The sequence below is a fragment of the Amycolatopsis sp. WGS_07 genome, from assembly GCF_045278895.1.
Taxonomy (GTDB): Bacteria; Actinomycetota; Actinomycetes; order Mycobacteriales; family Pseudonocardiaceae; genus Amycolatopsis.
Window position 1 is genome coordinate 9,725,305 of sequence record NZ_CP136053.1, and the last position, 16,846, is coordinate 9,742,150.

Here is a 16,846-nt window from a genome sequence, read left to right on the forward strand (position 1 = left end):
TCGAGCAACGCTGCTCTTTGACATGCGACACTCCTTGGTGCACGTCCGACGACGCGCGAACGGACTCGTTCTCCTCCGGAACACGACGAGCAATTCTCGAAGGAAGCCAAATCCATATCCAGAATGGAATTGAATTACTGCACCCGCATCATTGCGGACAATCTTTTCAGTTGACTGACCGTCGGGAGCCGTGTCCCCGGTCTTCGGAACGGCGGCCGCGGTTCGCCCGCACTCAGCAGCGGCTGCTTCCCGCTGGTCACGTCGTCACCCGCCCGGTGAACGGAGCGGTGCCGAAACCGTCGACCGTCACCTGTCCGCCGGTCTTCTCGCCCGCGGTCGCGTTCGCGTCGGCGGTGACATGGAACGTCACGTGGAGCTGGTTCGGCGGGTAGCCGCCGCCGGACAGCTTCTTGACGACGTCGTCGCGGCTCACCGGGTCCACGGCGGGGAAGACGAAGGTCATCGTCTTCCCGTCCGGGCTCACCGAAACGAGATCGGCCAGCCACGTGCACGCGCCGTTGTTCCGGCCGTTCTTGTCACTGGCGTTCGCCGTGATGTTGTAGCGGCCGCGCACCGTGGACTTCTCGTCCGAGATCGGCTGGAACGTGAAACCGTCCGGAGCCTTGATGGTGATCTTCTTGCCCACCACCGACGAGAGGTCGCCGTTCTCCGGCTGGATCGCGAAGGTCGCCAGGTGATCCTCGCCGGGCGCGGCGGACGGGGACCAGAGCACGGAGATCGCGCTGGCTTCAACCGTTCTCGGGTCGGAGAACAGCGCATCCGACACCGGGGTCGCCGCGTCCGTCGCCCGAATCCGGACGGCCGTTCCGGGCGGCACGTTCTTGTCCAGCGAGACTCGAGCCGTTCCGTTCTCGATCGTCGCCGGGGGCCCGAGCGGCTTGCCGCTCTGGTCGACCGGGGTGACCGTGGCCCCGTTGCTGCCGGAGACCGTCAGCACCTGACCGGGCGATACCGCGCCGTCTTCGGGGTCGGTGATCACCGGCCGGGCCAGTGCCGGAAGCACCGTCAGCCTGCGGCCCGCCGACTGGCCCGTGACCTTGCCGTCGCTCGTCTCGGACGTGACGAACACCTGGTGCGGCTTGCCGTCCGCGGGCACGGCCGGCGGCACCCGCAGCGCCCACTTGCCGTCGTGGCCGACGTAGGCCGTCGGGGCCGGAACTCGCGCACCGTCGATGTTCCACCTGATCAGCGTGTCCCTGGGGCCGGTCCCGGTCAGGCCGCCGCCCTCGTGGACGACGAGGTCGTCCGGGCCGTCGACGGCCGGAGCGTCCGGTGCTTCCGGGAGATCCACGGGGAGAAAGGCCCGGCCCTCGACGTCGGCCGCGTTGTCGCCGCCGGACTGGACGATGCCCGCCACCTCGATGTTCCGGACCAGGTCCGACGGGACGCGGAAGCGGCAGGATGCGACGAGCGAATAAGTACGCAGTTTGGCGAGATCGGCGGCGGGGTCGGCGCTCTTGCCCATCTTCGCGATGATGTCCTGCACGAACGCCGCGAACGCGGTGCCGTCGACGTCGCGGCCGTCCTGCTGACCGTCGGTAACCCGCAGGGTTCCCATCGCGTCGTCGTAGTCCTCGCACCGGTACCCGTCGAGCTTGATCGTGGCGAGTTTCGACGATGCGAAATGCTGAAGGCCTTGCAGGAACTCGATCTGCCCGCCGGCGACGCCTCGCCGCGGCGCCACGACCGACATCCGCGCCAGCGCCAAGGACATTTTGACTGTCACGACGCTGTCCGGTTTGGCCCCCGCCCGCGGCGCGTCCGTGGAAAACTGCATGCCGGGCGGCGTGCCGGCTTCCGCCGGAAGATCCCGGAACTCCGCCGGGGTGCCGGCCGACGCGACCCCGCCGCCGAACGCACCTCCCGCGGCCGCAATCAGCGTCGCCACGGACACCGCTCTGCGAGTGGTCGACGCGACGCGTCTCATCGCGTTTGCCATGAAGCGCCTTCTTTCGCCCTGAAGACCGAAGAATTCAGCCTTTGCCAAACATCGGCCCCGCGCCGACGAGCTTCGCGTGATTTACGAGCACTTTAAGCACGCGTTCCCCGTGTTGGCAATGTCACAACTCGCATTCGTTGGACCATCCCGCCGGGGGTATGCATTTTTACCCGCGGGAAAGATGATATTTTCACGTCGGCCGTTCCAGGAGTGTCCTGTGTGGACCGTCCCCGTGGGGAACCGGAGGACGCGTCAGCTCCATCCCGGCAGAAACCGCTCCACGTCCACGTCTTGAAACGGCGACCGGATGAAGCGGTCCCGGAGGTTCCACGGCACGGTGCAGTCGAAGATGACCTTCGTCGAAATGCCTGGTTCGACATTCGTCCACAGCAGATCCGGGCTGGCGGACGGATCGAGCGCGTGACACCGGACCCCGGGAATCGGGACGACCGACCGTTCGGCCTGGAAGCGCGTGGTCATCGCCCAGAGGACGTCGTCGGTGTCGAAGATGTCGACGTCGTCGTCGACCAGGATCACGTGCTTCATCTCCGGGAACGCCCCGAACGCCACGATCGCGGCCTGCCGCTCCCGGCCCTGGTCCGCGGCGCTCCGCTTGCGGATCTGGAGAATGCCGACGTACTTCCCGCCGCCGGAGGGGTGTGCGTAGACGTTCTCGACCAGTCCCGGTACCGCGTTCTCCAGTGCCTGCGTCAGCGAGCCCTCGGTCGGGATCCCGGCCAGGCTGACATGCTCCTCCCCCGGGCCGACCAGCGTCTGCAGGATGGGCCGCGTCCGGGTGGTGATCGCCGACACCTTGATGACCGGCAGCGACGGATTCGCCGCCCCGTCGTATCCGGGGAATTCCGGCATCGCGAAACCGGTGCCGGTGTTCTGGTCCTCCGCGACCCGGCATCGGGGAAGGAGATGCCCTTCGATGACGATCTCCGCCGACGCGAGCGCGTACTCGTCCACCGATTTCGCCTTCACCAGCTCGACTGGAGAGCCCTTGAGGCCGCCGGCGAACTCCAGTTCGTCGAATCCGTACGGGGTCGCCGGCGGCTCGAATGAGATCGCCATGTATTCGACCGGCGAGATGCCCATCGAAACAGTGATCGGCATGGGCTCGCCGCGCGCCTCGTACTTCTCGTACATGAGGCCGATGTGCCTGCCCGGCAGCATGAACACCGAAAGCTCGTCGCGCCCCTGCACGCACAGCCGGTGGATCGTGACGTCGTGGCTTCCGGTGTCCGGATCTGTGCCCCGCAGCACCGCCATGCAGAAATACGGACCGGCGTCCTCGGGCGTATTGGTCGGCGCGGGCAGGATCTTCCTGAGGTCGAAGTCCGGCTCCGACGCGAGCAGCACCTGCTCCTGGCACGCGGCTTCCGGGACGACAACCGGAGGCTTGGCGTGTTTCATCGCGGACAGCATGTGCTGCCCCAGCCGCCGCTCGTCGGCGCCCAGGAACAGCGCGACGCGTCTGCGCGAGGCGAGCACACCCACTATCACCGGGATGTCGTAGCCCTTGACGTTCTCGAACAGCATCGCCGGCCCCACCCTCGTCGGCCGGGAAACTGTGCCGCCGGCGCCTACTTTTTGTAGACGCCGGCCAGCTCCGCGTGCGGGGAAACCTCCACCGCGGTCGAAACGAACTGTCCGTCGTGCCGCTTCAGGAGTTCGATTCCCTCCCGCAGATCCTTGATGGGCGCTGTCGGCGCACCGTTGGCAAGGTCTTCCTCCGCCATCAGCTGTCCCCCTTCGAACGCAGCGCGGCTCGCAAACCGGCGTCCCAACGCGGGAAGACGTCCGTGTGAATACCGAACTGGTCCAACGTCCGGCCGACCGTGTGGTCGACGATCTCCTCCAGCGAGGACGGATTGTGGTAGAACGCAGGCACCGGCGGAAAAATGATTCCCCCCGCCTCGGTCACGGCGGCCATGTTCCGGAGGTGGACAAGGTTCAACGGCGCTTCCCGCGTGAGCAGCACCAGCCGGCGGCGCTCTTTCAACGTCACGTCCGCGGCCCGCGAGACCAGCGAACTGCTGACCCCGGACGCGATCTCGCCCAGCGTCCGCATCGACGCCGGGGCGATCAGCATTCCCCCGGTCAGGAACGAGCCCGACGAGATCGGGGCGCCGACATCCGTGTGGTGATAAGCGACGTCCGCGCGGCCGGCCAGGTCCGCGGCGTCCAGCCCGGTCTCGTACGAACTGGTCAGCGAACCGGCCTTCGTCACCACGAGATGGGTCTCGATTCCCGCCGCGCGCAGCAGGTCCAGCGAGCGCACCGCGTAGATCACGCCCGAAGCACCGGTGACGGCGACGATCATCCGCCGCACCGGAACGTCCACCAGCTCCACTGATTTCTCCTTCGCTCTTCGCCGTGCTTCACGACGGTCAGGCCTGGAACTTGCCCGATGATCGCGACGAACTCCCTCGATCGAACGCGGTGGGTGAAGCGCGACGAAGCCGCGCTTCACCCACCGGTTGCCGATCAGATGCCGGAGGACTCAGCATTCTCCCGACGCCGGGACAGCGCCAGCGGGTCCGCCGACAGTGGTGCTAAACGGAACCTCACTGAGCGTCCGCGGCCGGCGTGCCCGGGCGGCACTCGACATGTCCGAGGTTGATCCGCTCGCTGCCGAAGCCGGCCGAGACGGCGTCGACCGCGATACCTCCGCCGTCCAGCTGGGTGACCGTATTCTTCTTGATGCTGAACGGCTTCCCGTTGGCTTCAAGGTTCAGGGGCGATTCCAGATCGACCAGTGCGTGGTCGACAACCTTCCCGGCGATCGGCAGCGTGACCGTGATGGTGGCTTTCACGCCCTTCGCGGTCGCGGTCGGCTTGGCGCCCGACGGACCGGCCTGACAGCTCGAATCAAGTGCCGTCAGGGAAAGCGAGACGTCGGCTTTCGTGTCCAGCCCGACAAACTCGGCCAGTGTCCGGAGGGTGGGGCCGACCACGGGAAGCGCGCTGATGATGCCGCCGAGTTCGGCCTTCCCGTCGATGGTCGCGGTGCCACCGCTGACTTTCGCCGTCGAGACGCCGGTGGCCGGGTCTGCCGTCGTGGCGACCTTCGCCAACGCGGCGTTGCCGTCGACCTTGAGAAACGTCCCCGAAGCAATAGTGAACTCCTTGTTTCCGGCCAGTGCGTTGGTCGGAGCCGTCGCGGCGGGGTCGGAGGCCGGCGGCCGCGGCGACGCCGCCGACACGTACTTCGCCGACAGCACCTGCTCGACGATGTCGCCCTGCCCTCCGAGGACGTACCCGTAGGAGCTGGGAGCGACTGGTTCCGGGGTGGCGGCGCTGGCCAGCCCGGCCGTCCCGACGGCTCCGGCGAACCCGACCACGCCCACCGTCGCGGAGAGCGCGGCAATCCTGGTGAATTTCATGCGTACAGTCCTTACGTCACTCGGACGGAATTTGACGGCCCGCTGTGCGAACCTTCCCAGCTTGGCCGGACCACATATTGCCGATCTCACATCGAAAACGGCAAGTAAATTCCCGAAGATCATCCTTTTAGCCAATGAACAAATCATCGGCGAGCAATGAAATAATCACGTCCGCCGGAGAATGTCAGAGGGCGAGATCCCGGCGCGGCCTGTTGATCAGGTCCTCGACCCGCCGTCCGACGAGCGAGTCCCACAGCTCGTCGACCGCGTCCGCGGGCAGCGGACGGTAGAACGGGGCCCCGATGACCCACATCCCGGCCCTTCGCGCCGATGCCGCACCGGTCTGACTGTCCTCGACGGCGACACAGTCGCTCGGATCGACGCCGAGCAGGCCGGCGGCGCGCGCATACGCTTCCGGCGCGGGCTTTCCTTCCGCTACGTCATCTCCGCTCACGACAACCGCGAAGAAGCCGAACCCCACGTCCCGCAGCACCCGATCGACCACCACGCGGTAGGACATCGTGACGAGACCGACCCGGATGCCGGCTCCCGCCAGCGCCGCCAGGAAATCGCGAGCGCCGTCGCGCCACGGCACCGATTCCCGGAGCCTGGTCACGACCCCGGCCACGATGTCCTCGATGACGGCCTCCGCGGACAGATCGAGGCCGGTCGCCCGGACGAGCGCGGCGAGCGTCTCCATCGACGATCCGATGGCCGCGATCCGAGCCTCCTCGCTCAACGCCAAGCCGTGCGCGCCCAGCAATTCATCGGCGACTTCGAGATAGAGTTCTTCCGTGTCGATCAGCGTTCCGTCGAGGTCGAGGAGAACCGCTCGGGGCAGGGTCATGCGGGCACCGTCACTTCGTCGTCGAATGCGTTTGCACCGGCACCGCGGTCCGCGCGCCGAACGGGCACCCGCCTACCCCAAGGCGGGTGCCCGCTCCCGTCGCGACCCGTCCCCATTTCGCGAGGGAGTCGACACCCGGCCGGCGCACGGGAGGGGCCTGCATACGCCGACCGGGCTGCTGTGAAAACGGGAATTGCCGCAGCTTTATGCGCAGTTTTCCCGACGTAAAGCGCCCTGTCACCACCCGAAGAAATCCAGTGCATTTTTCCCGCCCGCCGCGTGACATTATTCATCACCGGCGAAGGATTTATTCCCGCCTACGACATTATTGTAGATTTGTTGAACGATCCTTAGACTGAGGGCAGTCCAGACGTCGACGTCCCGTTCTTCCGAAAGCAGGGATTTGACATGGTCGTATTTTCCCGCCCACTCCGGTGGCGCTCGCTCGTTCCCTTGGTACTGGCTGCTGCGTTGACACTGCCCGGAGTGGCGCATGCCGATTCCGCGACGCCCAGCTGGCAGCAGTTCGAGGACAGCCGGACCGGCATGCTGAAGAAGCTGGCGGAGCCGGTGCTGAATTGCGTCAAAAACAAGGACGATATAGCAGCGGACAGCCCGATTTTCCACGGCTGTTACGACTGGCATTCGGCCGTGCACGGGCACTACGCCCTCTACGCGACTTATCTGGCCACGCACGACAAGAAGTACCTCGACGCCGCGGAGAAGCAAATGCAGCCCGCGGGTGATCCCGGCGTCGTGGCGCGAGAACTGAAGTACATGCAGGACGGTTCGATCGGCGAGTACACCGCGGACACCCCGTATGGAATGGCCTGGCTGCTCGAGATGGAGCGGGCGCGCGAGCAGGCCACCGGAACCCGCACGACCCGGCCGCTCGCCGACGAGGCGGTCAAGCAGATCAAGTCGTGGCTCGCCGACGGCAACGCGGAGCAGAATCTCTTCTACGACATGCATTCCAACCTGTCTTGGACGCTGCAGACTCTGGCCGGCTGGGCGCAGTACACCGGCGACAACGCCCTTCTCTCGTCGGTACGCGAAGACGTGTCGAAGTACCTGAAGACCGACGAAGCGGACCAGCAATGCGCGGAGGTGTTGCCAGGCGAACTCTCCGGCGAACTGGAACCCAAGAGCGACATCACCGAGAATGGCTTCCTGGCACCATGTCTCATGCGTTTGGCCGCGGTGGCGAAGGCAGGCGGGCCGGGCACGGCGGAGTGGGTTTCGCGGCGGCTGCCCAAGGATGTGTCGGTGTCGCTGCTCACCGATCCGCGGTCGGCGCATTCGGCGGGGCTCAACTTCTCCCGGGCCAACGCCCTGTGGGAGATCTACCAGGTCACTCGCGATTCCGCCGTTCGCGACGGTTTCGTCAAGCTGGTCACGGCGGAGGTCGCCCGGCCGCAGGACTGGGACACGACCTCGGACTACCTGAACTCTCATTGGATCGCGCAATTCGGAATCCGGGCGATCGACCAGACTTTCGCTCACGCGGAGCAAGGGCACGGTCGCTGACCGAAGCAGCGCGTTTCCCGCGGTGCCATCGCCGCACTTCGGCAGCCCCCCGAAGCGGGGATATTTCCACCCCGGAAGTCCGCCGTGGTTGACACGGCCGCGGCAAATGTCCGATTCTCGGGTGGTCCGCACCAGCGGCAGCTGATGCGCTCATAAAATGGGGGTCCTTGCGTTCAACGTTTCACAGCGCCAAAAATCCTGCCTTTCCCTGAGCGCCTAAAAACGTTGAACCCATGCTTGACCGCTCCATATTCGCGAGAGAACGCCTCCGGGCGAACAGTGATGGGAGAGAACGCGATGCACACGATGACCGAAACCGATCTGCTGAGCGGTTACACCGCTTACACCACGGCTGAGGAGCTGGACCAGTTCGACGGCAAGGCCGCGCCCGCCGCGACCACCCCCGTCCTGGCTCCGATCCTCATCCGGGCCAGCATCATCGCCGCGCGTTCCTCGCAGCAGTGCGCGGCGGGGATCGCCGCCGCGGGCGGCGGCATCTGGAAGACCATCAGGAAGGTCTGCTGACCGCCGAAGAGCGGTTCGGCAAGCCTCGGGGCCGGCGTTCTCGCCGGTCCCGAGGTCCTTTCCCGGCAGTACTCACGATCCGGAAGCGACTATGCCCGAACTCTATTCCTCCGACCTCGAAGCGGTCGACGTCGTCACCGGCGAGGTGACGTTCGAGCGCATGCTGCTGGTCGGTTCAGGAGCGCTGAGCGCGGCATTCCTGCCGTACTGGATCAACTGGATCGACGCCGTGCTGCCCTCGGTCTCGCTGAAGGTCGCCCTCACCAGGTCCGCCGCGAATTTCGTTTCCCGGCACGCCGTCTCGGCGTTGTCCCGGACCGATGTCCTGCTCGACGAATGGCCGGACGAGCCGAGCCGGGAAGCACCGCACGTCGCGCTGGCGAAGTGGGCCGACGTGATCGCGGTCTATCCCGCGACCTTGAACTTCATCTCCCGTTTCGCGTTGGGCCTCGGGGATTCGCCTGCGCTGCTCGCGCTCCAGTGCACCGACGCGGTCGTCGGCATCGCCCCCGCGCTGCCGCCCGGCGCGGCGAACAACCCGGTGGTGGCCGCACATCTGCGTTCGTTCGCGGAACGGCCGCGAGTCGTGGTGAGCCCCACCGAAACCGCCGTGAGCGCCAGTTCCGGCGAGTCCGCGGCGGGCAGCGTCGCGCCGCTCTCCGAGCTGATCGGCTTGCTGGAACGGCGGTACCGCGAGCTAACGGCTGAGAAGAGGCCGTGATGACGCACGCGAACGACGAGCCGGAAGCGATGCTCGTGGAGGAGTACAGCAGCTGCCTGCGCCGGACGGAGATCCATCTGCTTCCCGACGGGGCCTTCCAATGGACACACCGGCCAGGCACGGACAGTCCGGTCCGGATGGCCGCGCCGGATCGCGCGCTGGCCCAAGCGATCGCCGCCTGCTCGGTGCCTGCTCTCCGCTGGGTGCCCGCGTCCGCCGACGACGCCGGTGCGCTGACCTATCTGGCCAGCAGCCCGCTGTCCGCGATGAGCTGGCTGGACCTCGAACAACCCCGCACGCAGCAGCTCTTGGCCACGACCCTGGAAGGCACCGGTCGCGCACTGCGCGCACTGCATCAGCTCCGCGGACCCGACGTCGCGAGCACGCCATCCGGCCCGCGACGCGTCGCCCGCTGGCTTGACGAACCCGGCCTCGGCCCGGCGAGCTTGGCCAAGCTGGCTGACCTCGCTAGGCCGCGATGGGGCCGCGCCAGGCTGTCCCGGCTGCGCGGATGGTGCGTCACGCCGAAGCAGGAAAGGGTGCTGTTGCACGGCTTCGCCTCCTTGGGCACCCTGCTGCCACCGCTGGCCATTCCGGAAACGGATACCCCGCAAGGCGAATTCTTGATCGGGTCGGATCTGGCGGCGGGACGGCCGGAGTCCGACCTCGGCTGGCTGCTCGGCGAACTGCACGAGCTGCACTGGGTCGGCGTCCACCCGTGGATGGACTTTCCCGCGCTGAGCCAGGCGTTGCGCCGGGGCTATGGGCCTGGTTGCGACGAGGCGGCGTTGGGGCGTAGCGCTGTCCTGCGGCTGATCACCCACATGCACGACTACGCCGCCTACGCCGGATGGCTCGACGAGTTCACCGGCTACGTCGATTTCGCGGCTGAGCTGATCGATGACGAAGGCCGCCGCGCGGCACGTGGAGAAGCCGCGTGACCAGTATCGACGAAACAGTTTCCTGGCAGCTGCCCGAGACCAGCACCACCGCCCCGACCGCCGAGGTCAACCGGCTGCTGGACAGGCTCCGCCTCGGCACGCTCGGCAGCACCGGAACGACCTCCTTCGGCGGCCGCAACGACAACTGGGCGGGCACCACCAGCAATGGGGCGAACGTCTTCGTGAAACAGCTGCCGGACACGGGCGAGGCGATCCATCCCGGGATCGCCCGTTCGCTGGCCTTCGAACGGGCCGCCGCCCTGCTGGAGCCGCGCAGTCCGCTGGCTTCGCCGGAGCTGCTCGGCCACGACGAGGAGAGCCGGCTCCTGGTATTCGCGTTGCTGGACAACGCAAAGCCCGGCATCGAGCTTTCCGTCGCCGGCGAATTCAGCGAGGCTCTGTGTTTCCGCGCCGGAGAAGCGATCGCGACCGCGCACGGGCTCGACCCGGCCGGTCTGGACACTTCCCCGCTGTTCTTCCCTCCGCTTTCCTGGCTTGCCGGACTTCCCTGGGAAGTCGTCCAGGAGAACACCTCAGCGCAACTCGCCGCCTGGCAGTTGCTGCAGGACGACGAGGAAGCGGTGCACGCGCTGCACGAACTGAGGACGCTGGAAGACGCCGCGCCGCCCGTCCCGGTGCACGGGGATCTCCGCTTCGACCAGTTCATCACGTCCGGCGAACGGCTGTATTTGTGCGACTGGGAGAATTTCCAGCTCGCCGATCCGGCACGAGACGTCGGCGCGTTCATCGGGGAATGGCTTTACCACGCCACCTATACGATCTTCGTGGATCCGGCGCGCCGGGACGGCTCGCGGTTCGCCGGTTTCGGCGCCACGCACCAGGACATCCTCGATCGCGGCATGACCAGCCTGCGCCAGGCCGTCCCCCGGATCGGCGCCTTCTGGGCGGGCTACCGCACGAGGCGCACCCCCGACCCGCATCTCGCGGTGCGCGCCATGCGGTTCGCCGGCTGGCATCTGTACGACCGGCTCATCGCGGGCGCGGAATCCCAGCTCCAGCTGAACCCGGTGGCCAAAGCCGCGGCCGGAGTCGGGCGCGGCGTCCTGCTCAACCCGGAGGGCGCCGCCGGGCTCCTCGGCCTTGCCCGAGGGAGGCAGGCATGACCGCCGGACTGTCCTGTCCGTTGAACCCGAGGCTGGTCGCCGCGTTGCACGAGGTCTCGGTAGCGCCCGACGGCTGTTCCGCGGAAGTCGCGGGCACCCGGCTGACCGGTTCCGATCCGCGCGATCTGCGCGGGCGGCTCGCGAACGCGCTCTACGAACTTCTGCACGCCGGAACGCCCGGTCCCGGATCCGCGGCCAAGGAATTCAGCCGCGATCGCGCCTTCGAGCACCAACTCGCCGACGCCGTCCCGCACGCCTGCGCTCCGGTCGACGGGGTGCTGCTGGCGGCAGGAGACGAGGAACTCATCGTGCGCACGGCGCTGGTCACCGTCCGGGTGCCGCGCGATCGGCTCGCCGGCCCGGCCGACGCGGTTCCCGGCACCCCGGTCCGGCTGCGGCTCGACGCCGCCCGCCCAGCGCTTTCGCCCGGCTTCTTCTACGTCCTCGGCTCACAACGGCGGCGGCGGACGGATCCGGCGGTGCGCCGGATCTTCGTGCACCTGACCGATCCGGACGGCGCGGTCCGGGTCTGGCGCGACGTCCTGCGCGAGCTGGAATCCCTGCGCGCCGACTATCACGCGAAGATCCTGTCCGTCCGCACCGGCTACCCCCGGCGGGACGCGCTGGTGATCTACCTGCACGGCGAATCCCAGTCCGTCGAAACAGCGATCGCCCGGCGGCTGCGCGACGATCGCGCGCTGGGCGCGGCCACCTCGGTGCTCGCCCAGCGGCTGGCCCGGGGCGTCGCCGCGGCCTGGGAACCAGCCGACGCCCGGCCCGGCCAGCAGAACCTGAGCTTCGGCCAGCACCGCTGTTTCGCGCTCGCCAAGGCCCTCGTCGACCACGCGCTGGATCCCGTCGAGGGCACGCGGGAGCTGCGCATCACCGCCGAATTCCGTGCGGCGGGCATCGATCCCCTGCGGCCGCAGCGCAACGTGTCCCAGCGCACCGGTACAGAGGAGCCCCGATGACCCGCGCCGTCCACCGGTTCACGCTCGACAACGGGCTGCGCGTGATCGTCGAATCCGATCATCGGCACGACCTCGTGGCCGTCGCGGTTTCGGTCGGAGCGGGCTCGCGGGACGACCCGCCCCGCGCACGCGGGCTGGCGCACGCGGTGGAGCACCTGATGTTCCCCCGCGAGCACGAGGAACAGGCCGGGCATCTGCGGACGGTCGAGGCCATGGGCGGACTCTGCGACGCCAACACCTTTCGCGACCACACCAGCTACTTCAGCGTCGCCGACGCCGACCGGCTCGAGCCGCTGCTCGCCGCCGAGGCCGCCCGCTTCGCCGGGTTCGCGCCGGACCAGCGCGCGCTGGACGGGGAGTTTCCGGTGATCGAGGAGGAGATCCGCGGCGCCGTGTTCGCGTCTTCCGGCGGGTTTCCCTGGACCATGGCGGCTTCGGCGCTCTGGGGCCCGGACCGGCACGAGGGCGGCGACCACGGGATCATGGCGCACCTGCGGGAGCTGACCCCGGCCGAAGCCCTCGCCTTCCACCGGGAGCATTACACCGCGGGCAACATGGTGCTCGCGCTCGTCGGCGCGGCGGATCCGGCACGGGCCGAGGCCGCCGTGCGGGAAGCGTTCGGCGAACTCCCTTTCGGCCGCCGCGCGGCACGCCCGGACCTGGCACCCCGGCCAGGGGCGTGGTTCAAGCACACCGCCGAACAGTTCCGCGGCACGGCCCTCGCGATCGCGACTCCGCTGCCGGACGCGAACACCGCTCCCGCCGACTATGTCGCGCATGCGGTACTCGCCGAGATCCTGTCCGCCGCCTGGCTGCCCCGGTGGCGGAAGCGCCAGCCGCGGCTGCGCTCGGCCTCGATCCGGTGCGGATTCAACGGCGAATGGTTCAACACCGCTTCCCCCGACCTGCTGGTCGCCACCTTCCTGCCGGAACGGGCTTGGCCGGTCCACGAACTGCTCGCCGAATGGGACGCCCTGCTCGAGGAGCTGAGCAGCACCGGTCCGGAGAAGGCCGAACTCGACCGCGCGATCGCCCTGCTCCTGCTGGGCCATCACCGGCAGCTGGATTCCGTGGTCACCCGCGCCGTCGCGCACGGGCGGTTCGCGGTGCTCCTTCCCCGGCTGGACGGCCCGCACCAGATCCCCGGCCTGCTCTCCGCGATCACCGCGGCACAGGTGGCGAACGCGGCGAGAGCGGTACGCGCGGCGCCGGCGGCGTGCGTCGAACTGGCTGGAGGCTCCTGATGAAACTCCTTGCCGAGGCGGTCGAGGCCGTCCTGCCGAACGGACTTCGCATCGTGCTGGCCCAGGAGCCGGGAGCGGAGGTCGCCGAAATCCGGCTCGCGCTGCCCTTCGCCACCCGCCCGGAGCTGGCCGCGCCGATGGAACTGCTCGCCGCGTGCCTGCTGCGGGGCACCTCCGAGCTTGGCGAACGCGCCGTCGTCGACCGCGCCTCGGAACTCGGCGCGGAGCTGTCGGTCACCCGCGACAGCGAAGCCCTGCTGGTGGCCGCCAGCACGCTCAGCACCCAGCTGCCCGAGGCGATCCGCCTGCTGGCGACAGTCGTGCGCCAGGCCGCGTACCCGGGCCGCGAACTGGACCGGGTCGTGGAAGCCATGGTGTCCCGCGAGCGGTCCGGGCCGAGGGCAGCGGCGTATCGGCAGCTGCTTCGCCATCGGTACGGCCGGCATCCGCTGACCGCCGAACCGGCCAGCGCCGAGGATCTCCTCGCGGTGACCACCGAAGACCTGCGGCGCCTGCACGCCCAAGCGATTGTGCCCAGCGGAGCGGTCTTGCTGATCCTCGGGCCGCTGCCCGCCGACACCGCGCTCGCACAGGCCGTCCAGGTCTTCGGCGACTGGACCGGCACCGCGTCCGGGCTGCGCCTGCCGCCCTTGGCCGGCACCGGCAACACCGGCCGCCTCACCCTGCCCGCCGCCGCGGGAACCCCGACGCTGGTGCTGACCGCGGGCCCCGGGCTGCCTACCGGCGATCCGCGACACCCCGCGCTGCACCTGGCCAACCTGATCCTCGGCGGCTCCGGCTCCTCCCGGCTGGTCCGGCGGATCCGCGAACGCCTCGGCCTGGCTTACCGGGTCCAGTCCTCGCTCGAGGAAACCGGGGCAGGCGGCTGGACCACCGTGGAAGCGGTGACCGGACCCGGCAACGGAAGCCGGACAGCCGGCGAACTCGCCGCCTGCATGGCCCGGTTCGCCGACGAAGGGCCCACGGCCGACGAGGTCGGGGCGGCCAAACGGCTCGCGAGAGGATTCGCCGCCACCGGGCTGGCCACCAGAGCCGAAATCGCCAGCGCCGCGACCGGCTTCGTGCTGCGGGGGCTGCCTCCCGACTGGCTGAACCGCTACCTGAGCCGAGTCGACCTGCTCAGCACCGCCGAGGTGACCGCCGCGGCCCGCCGGCATTTCGACCCCGCCGCGCACGCGACGGTCGTCGCCGACGAGCTTTCCGATCCTTCCGAACAGCACAGTCCATCTGGGGACGCGTCATGAGCACCGTCGACGATCGGCCCGTCCGCCCGCTCCGCGCGTTGCTCGGACACGCGAAACCGCACCGCTGGCCGCTCGTGCTGGTCCTGGTGCTCACCCTGGCGGGAAGCGCGGCAGAGCTGGTGCAGCCCCTGATGGTGGAAACGATCATCGCCAAGCTGTCCCTCGGCGAAAGCCTGCGCAAGGAACTCCTGCTGCTGATCGGCGTGTTCGCGGTTTCGGTGGTGCTCAACGGATGGCACACCTGGATCGGGCAGCGCACCGCCGAACGGATGGTGTTCGGCATCCGGCGCGGCTTGATCCGGCGGCTGATCCGGCTCCGCGTGTCCGAATTGGACCAGCGCGAACCCGGGACCCTCACCACCCGCGTCACCTCCGACAGCACCGTGGTGCAGCACGCCGCCACCACCGGGCTGATCGACGTCGTCAACGGGGTGCTGCACCTGGTGGCCAGCCTGGTCATGATGGGGCTGATGAGCCTGCCGCTGCTGGGCATGACCGCGGGCGTGCTGGCCGTCGTCGGAGTCGTGCTGGGCTTCGTCATGCCCAGAATCCGCCAGGTGGTCCTGACCACCCAGGAATCGGTCGGCGAGATCGGCGCCGCGCTGGACCGTTCCCTCGGCGCGGCGCGCACGGTCAAGGCCAGCGGCGCGGAAGCCGAGGAGACCGAGCGGGCGGTCTCGGCCGCGCGCACGGCCTACCGCGCCGGGCTCAAGGGGGCCCGCTACCAGGTCGTCATCGCCACGGTGTCCGGGATGGCCGTGCAGACCTCGTTCCTCGTCGTGATCGGCTTCGGCGGCGTGCTGGTGGCGACGGGCGGCCTCAGCGTCGCGACGCTCATCGCGTTCCTGCTCTATCTGTTCAATCTCGGCACCCCGATCCTGTCGCTGGTCACCGGTTTCGCCGCGCTCCAACAGGGTCTCGGCGCGCTGGAGCGGATCGAGGAGGTGCACGAGATGACGGTCGAGGACGACGTCGACACCGAGGTCAGTGCGCCGGCCGGACCTCCGCCGCGGGTGGTCGTGAACGAGGTCTCCTTCGCCTACCCCGGACGCCCGCCCGCGCTGAACGGCGTGTCGTTCACCGCGGAGCCGGGCGAGATGACCGCGATCGTCGGCCCGTCCGGAGCCGGAAAGACCACGCTTTTTTCGCTGCTGCAACGGTTTTACGACCACCAGGACGGCCGGATCCTCCTCGCGGGCGACGACATCGCGCGGTGCGGCCGGGCCGAGGTGCGCCGCCGGATCGCCTACGTCGAGCAGGACTCTCCGATGCTGGCGGGCACGTTCCGGGAGAACCTGGTGTACGCGGCGCCCGAAGCCAGCGCGGAAGCCATCGCCGAGGTGCTCGGCCGGACCGGACTGGACCAGCTCGTCCAGCGGCTGCCGGACAGCCTCGACACGCCGGTCGGGGTGCGCGGGATCGCCCTCTCCGGCGGGGAGCGCCAGCGGCTGGCGATCGCGAGGGCGCTGCTGCGCCGTCCCCAGGTCCTGCTGCTGGACGAGGCCACCGCGCATCTGGACGCACGCAGCGAACAGGCGCTGCGGCACACGATCGAGGCAGCCGCGCGGGAATGCACGGTCCTGCTGATCGCGCACCGGCTGTCCACTGTGCTCTCGGCGCACCGGCTGGTGCTGCTGGACCAGGGCAGAGTCCGGTCCATCGGCACCCACGCCGAACTGCTGGCCGTCGACCCGATGTATCGCGAGCTGGCCGCCACTCAGCTATTAGTCTCGGAAGCCGATCAAGAAAGGGACCCGGCATGCCCCTCATCGCGACCCGCACCGTCGACGACGCCTTCTACGACGAACTGAGCATTCGCACTGACGACGCACGCGGCGTGGTCGAGGTCTCCGGGGCACAGGTTCCCACGGTCGTCATCACCCGCTCCCCCGAGGCGCCGCTCAACCGGTTCGTGCCCATCGGCTCCCGCGAGCCGGGCCAGCTGTCCATGACAGTCGGCGAGGCCGTCGCAGATCTCCGCCCTGGCAAGGGAAAATGGACCCGGGGCTCGTACCGCGTCGACCTCACGGCGGCGGGCAAGCGCTACCGGTTCAAGCCGAACTCCATTGCCACCAGCCAGCTGATCCGCGACGGGAAGAAGATCTTCGAACCCTCGATGGACGACGAGGACGGCGACTTCCTCGTGCAATGGCTGGTCAACCGCGACGACACCGAACCGGCCGACGCGGCCATCGGGTACGCGCTGGCGGTCGCCTTCCGCACCGGTGCGATGAGCCTTTTCTCGATGCTGCTGAGCGGCGCCGAGATGGCCGGGCCGGGCTGACCCTCTCCGCCGGTCGAAGCCGGGCACTTGACCGGCAGTCCGAGG

The 16,846-nt window shown here is 68.7% G+C and carries 16 protein-coding genes; 10 read left to right on the forward strand and 6 right to left on the reverse strand.

Annotated features, from left to right (window positions below):
• Positions 1 to 256 precede the first annotated feature (256 nt).
• From RPX00_RS45505 to RPX00_RS45530, 6 genes are all read right to left on the reverse strand, one after another.
• Positions 257 to 1,909, reverse strand: coding sequence for a hypothetical protein (locus RPX00_RS45505; protein ID WP_406635346.1), 1,653 nt, complete (start codon positions 1,907 to 1,909; stop codon positions 257 to 259).
• A gap of 303 nt (positions 1,910 to 2,212) precedes the next feature.
• Positions 2,213 to 3,505 carry a UbiD family decarboxylase gene (locus RPX00_RS45510; protein ID WP_406635348.1) on the reverse strand — a complete coding sequence of 431 codons (1,293 nt, stop codon included), beginning with the start codon at positions 3,503 to 3,505 and terminating at the stop codon, positions 2,213 to 2,215.
• Positions 3,506 to 3,549: 44 nt separating this feature from the next.
• Positions 3,550 to 3,705 carry a hypothetical protein gene (locus RPX00_RS45515; RefSeq protein WP_406635350.1) on the reverse strand — a complete coding sequence of 52 codons (156 nt, stop codon included), beginning with the start codon at positions 3,703 to 3,705 and terminating at the stop codon, positions 3,550 to 3,552.
• On the reverse strand, positions 3,705 to 4,319 hold the full coding sequence (locus tag RPX00_RS45520; protein WP_406635352.1) for a UbiX family flavin prenyltransferase: 615 nt from the start codon (positions 4,317 to 4,319) through the stop codon (positions 3,705 to 3,707). The genes RPX00_RS45515 and RPX00_RS45520 overlap by 1 nt, the downstream gene beginning before the upstream one ends.
• A 214-nt stretch (positions 4,320 to 4,533) precedes the next feature.
• Positions 4,534 to 5,352 carry a hypothetical protein gene (locus tag RPX00_RS45525; RefSeq protein WP_406635354.1) on the reverse strand — a complete coding sequence of 273 codons (819 nt, stop codon included), beginning with the start codon at positions 5,350 to 5,352 and terminating at the stop codon, positions 4,534 to 4,536.
• 184 nt (positions 5,353 to 5,536) lie between these two features.
• On the reverse strand, positions 5,537 to 6,199 hold the full coding sequence (locus RPX00_RS45530; RefSeq protein ID WP_406635357.1) for an HAD family hydrolase: 663 nt from the start codon (positions 6,197 to 6,199) through the stop codon (positions 5,537 to 5,539).
• 486 nt (positions 6,200 to 6,685) lie between these two features.
• Here RPX00_RS45530 and RPX00_RS45535 point away from each other — a divergent pair, with 486 nt between their 5' ends.
• From RPX00_RS45535 to RPX00_RS45580, 10 genes are all read left to right on the forward strand, one after another.
• Positions 6,686 to 7,726: a DUF2891 family protein gene (locus RPX00_RS45535; RefSeq protein WP_406635359.1), complete on the forward strand. Its 1,041-nt coding sequence runs from the start codon at positions 6,686 to 6,688 to the stop codon at positions 7,724 to 7,726.
• Between the two features lie 306 nt (positions 7,727 to 8,032).
• On the forward strand, positions 8,033 to 8,251 hold the full coding sequence (locus RPX00_RS45540; protein WP_406635361.1) for an LxmA leader domain family RiPP: 219 nt from the start codon (positions 8,033 to 8,035) through the stop codon (positions 8,249 to 8,251).
• A gap of 91 nt (positions 8,252 to 8,342) precedes the next feature.
• Positions 8,343 to 8,972: a flavoprotein gene (locus RPX00_RS45545; protein ID WP_406635363.1), complete on the forward strand. Its 630-nt coding sequence runs from the start codon at positions 8,343 to 8,345 to the stop codon at positions 8,970 to 8,972.
• Positions 8,972 to 9,913: a hypothetical protein gene (locus RPX00_RS45550; RefSeq protein WP_406635365.1), complete on the forward strand. Its 942-nt coding sequence runs from the start codon at positions 8,972 to 8,974 to the stop codon at positions 9,911 to 9,913. Before RPX00_RS45545 ends, RPX00_RS45550 begins: the two co-directional genes overlap by 1 nt.
• The gene (gene lxmK / locus RPX00_RS45555) at positions 9,910 to 11,037 is read left to right on the forward strand and encodes a class V lanthionine synthetase subunit LxmK (RefSeq protein ID WP_406635367.1); all 1,128 of its coding nucleotides are present in this window, start codon (positions 9,910 to 9,912) and stop codon (positions 11,035 to 11,037) included. The genes RPX00_RS45550 and lxmK overlap by 4 nt, the downstream gene beginning before the upstream one ends.
• Complete coding sequence (locus RPX00_RS45560; RefSeq protein WP_406635369.1) at positions 11,034 to 12,008, forward strand: T3SS effector HopA1 family protein; 975 nt, start codon at positions 11,034 to 11,036, stop codon at positions 12,006 to 12,008. The genes lxmK and RPX00_RS45560 overlap by 4 nt, the downstream gene beginning before the upstream one ends.
• On the forward strand, positions 12,005 to 13,252 hold the full coding sequence (locus RPX00_RS45565; protein WP_406635371.1) for a M16 family metallopeptidase: 1,248 nt from the start codon (positions 12,005 to 12,007) through the stop codon (positions 13,250 to 13,252). Before RPX00_RS45560 ends, RPX00_RS45565 begins: the two co-directional genes overlap by 4 nt.
• Positions 13,252 to 14,517: a M16 family metallopeptidase gene (locus tag RPX00_RS45570; protein ID WP_406635373.1), complete on the forward strand. Its 1,266-nt coding sequence runs from the start codon at positions 13,252 to 13,254 to the stop codon at positions 14,515 to 14,517. The genes RPX00_RS45565 and RPX00_RS45570 overlap by 1 nt, the downstream gene beginning before the upstream one ends.
• Positions 14,514 to 16,328 (forward strand): ABC transporter ATP-binding protein, encoded by a 1,815-nt coding sequence (locus RPX00_RS45575; protein ID WP_406635375.1) that lies wholly within the window; start codon positions 14,514 to 14,516, stop codon positions 16,326 to 16,328. Before RPX00_RS45570 ends, RPX00_RS45575 begins: the two co-directional genes overlap by 4 nt.
• Positions 16,277 to 16,801, forward strand: coding sequence for a hypothetical protein (locus RPX00_RS45580; protein WP_406635377.1), 525 nt, complete (start codon positions 16,277 to 16,279; stop codon positions 16,799 to 16,801). The genes RPX00_RS45575 and RPX00_RS45580 overlap by 52 nt, the downstream gene beginning before the upstream one ends.
• Positions 16,802 to 16,846 lie beyond the last annotated feature (45 nt).

Excerpts from the sequence above, each read along its gene's own strand:
- RPX00_RS45510 (WP_406635348.1), bottom strand. The coding sequence starts at position 3,505 with ATGCTGTTCGAGAACGTCAAGGGCTACGACATCCCGGTGATAGTGGGT.
- RPX00_RS45515 (WP_406635350.1), bottom strand. The coding sequence starts at position 3,705 with ATGGCGGAGGAAGACCTTGCCAACGGTGCGCCGACAGCGCCCATCAAG.
- RPX00_RS45525 (WP_406635354.1), bottom strand. The coding sequence starts at position 5,352 with ATGAAATTCACCAGGATTGCCGCGCTCTCCGCGACGGTGGGCGTGGTC.
- RPX00_RS45530 (WP_406635357.1), bottom strand. The coding sequence starts at position 6,199 with ATGACCCTGCCCCGAGCGGTTCTCCTCGACCTCGACGGAACGCTGATC.
- RPX00_RS45540 (WP_406635361.1), top strand. The coding sequence starts at position 8,033 with ATGACCGAAACCGATCTGCTGAGCGGTTACACCGCTTACACCACGGCT.
- RPX00_RS45545 (WP_406635363.1), top strand. The coding sequence starts at position 8,343 with ATGCCCGAACTCTATTCCTCCGACCTCGAAGCGGTCGACGTCGTCACC.
- RPX00_RS45550 (WP_406635365.1), top strand. The coding sequence starts at position 8,972 with ATGACGCACGCGAACGACGAGCCGGAAGCGATGCTCGTGGAGGAGTAC.
- RPX00_RS45560 (WP_406635369.1), top strand. The coding sequence starts at position 11,034 with ATGACCGCCGGACTGTCCTGTCCGTTGAACCCGAGGCTGGTCGCCGCG.
- RPX00_RS45565 (WP_406635371.1), top strand. The coding sequence starts at position 12,005 with ATGACCCGCGCCGTCCACCGGTTCACGCTCGACAACGGGCTGCGCGTG.
- RPX00_RS45570 (WP_406635373.1), top strand. The coding sequence starts at position 13,252 with ATGAAACTCCTTGCCGAGGCGGTCGAGGCCGTCCTGCCGAACGGACTT.
- RPX00_RS45575 (WP_406635375.1), top strand. The coding sequence starts at position 14,514 with ATGAGCACCGTCGACGATCGGCCCGTCCGCCCGCTCCGCGCGTTGCTC.
- RPX00_RS45580 (WP_406635377.1), top strand. The coding sequence starts at position 16,277 with ATGCCCCTCATCGCGACCCGCACCGTCGACGACGCCTTCTACGACGAA.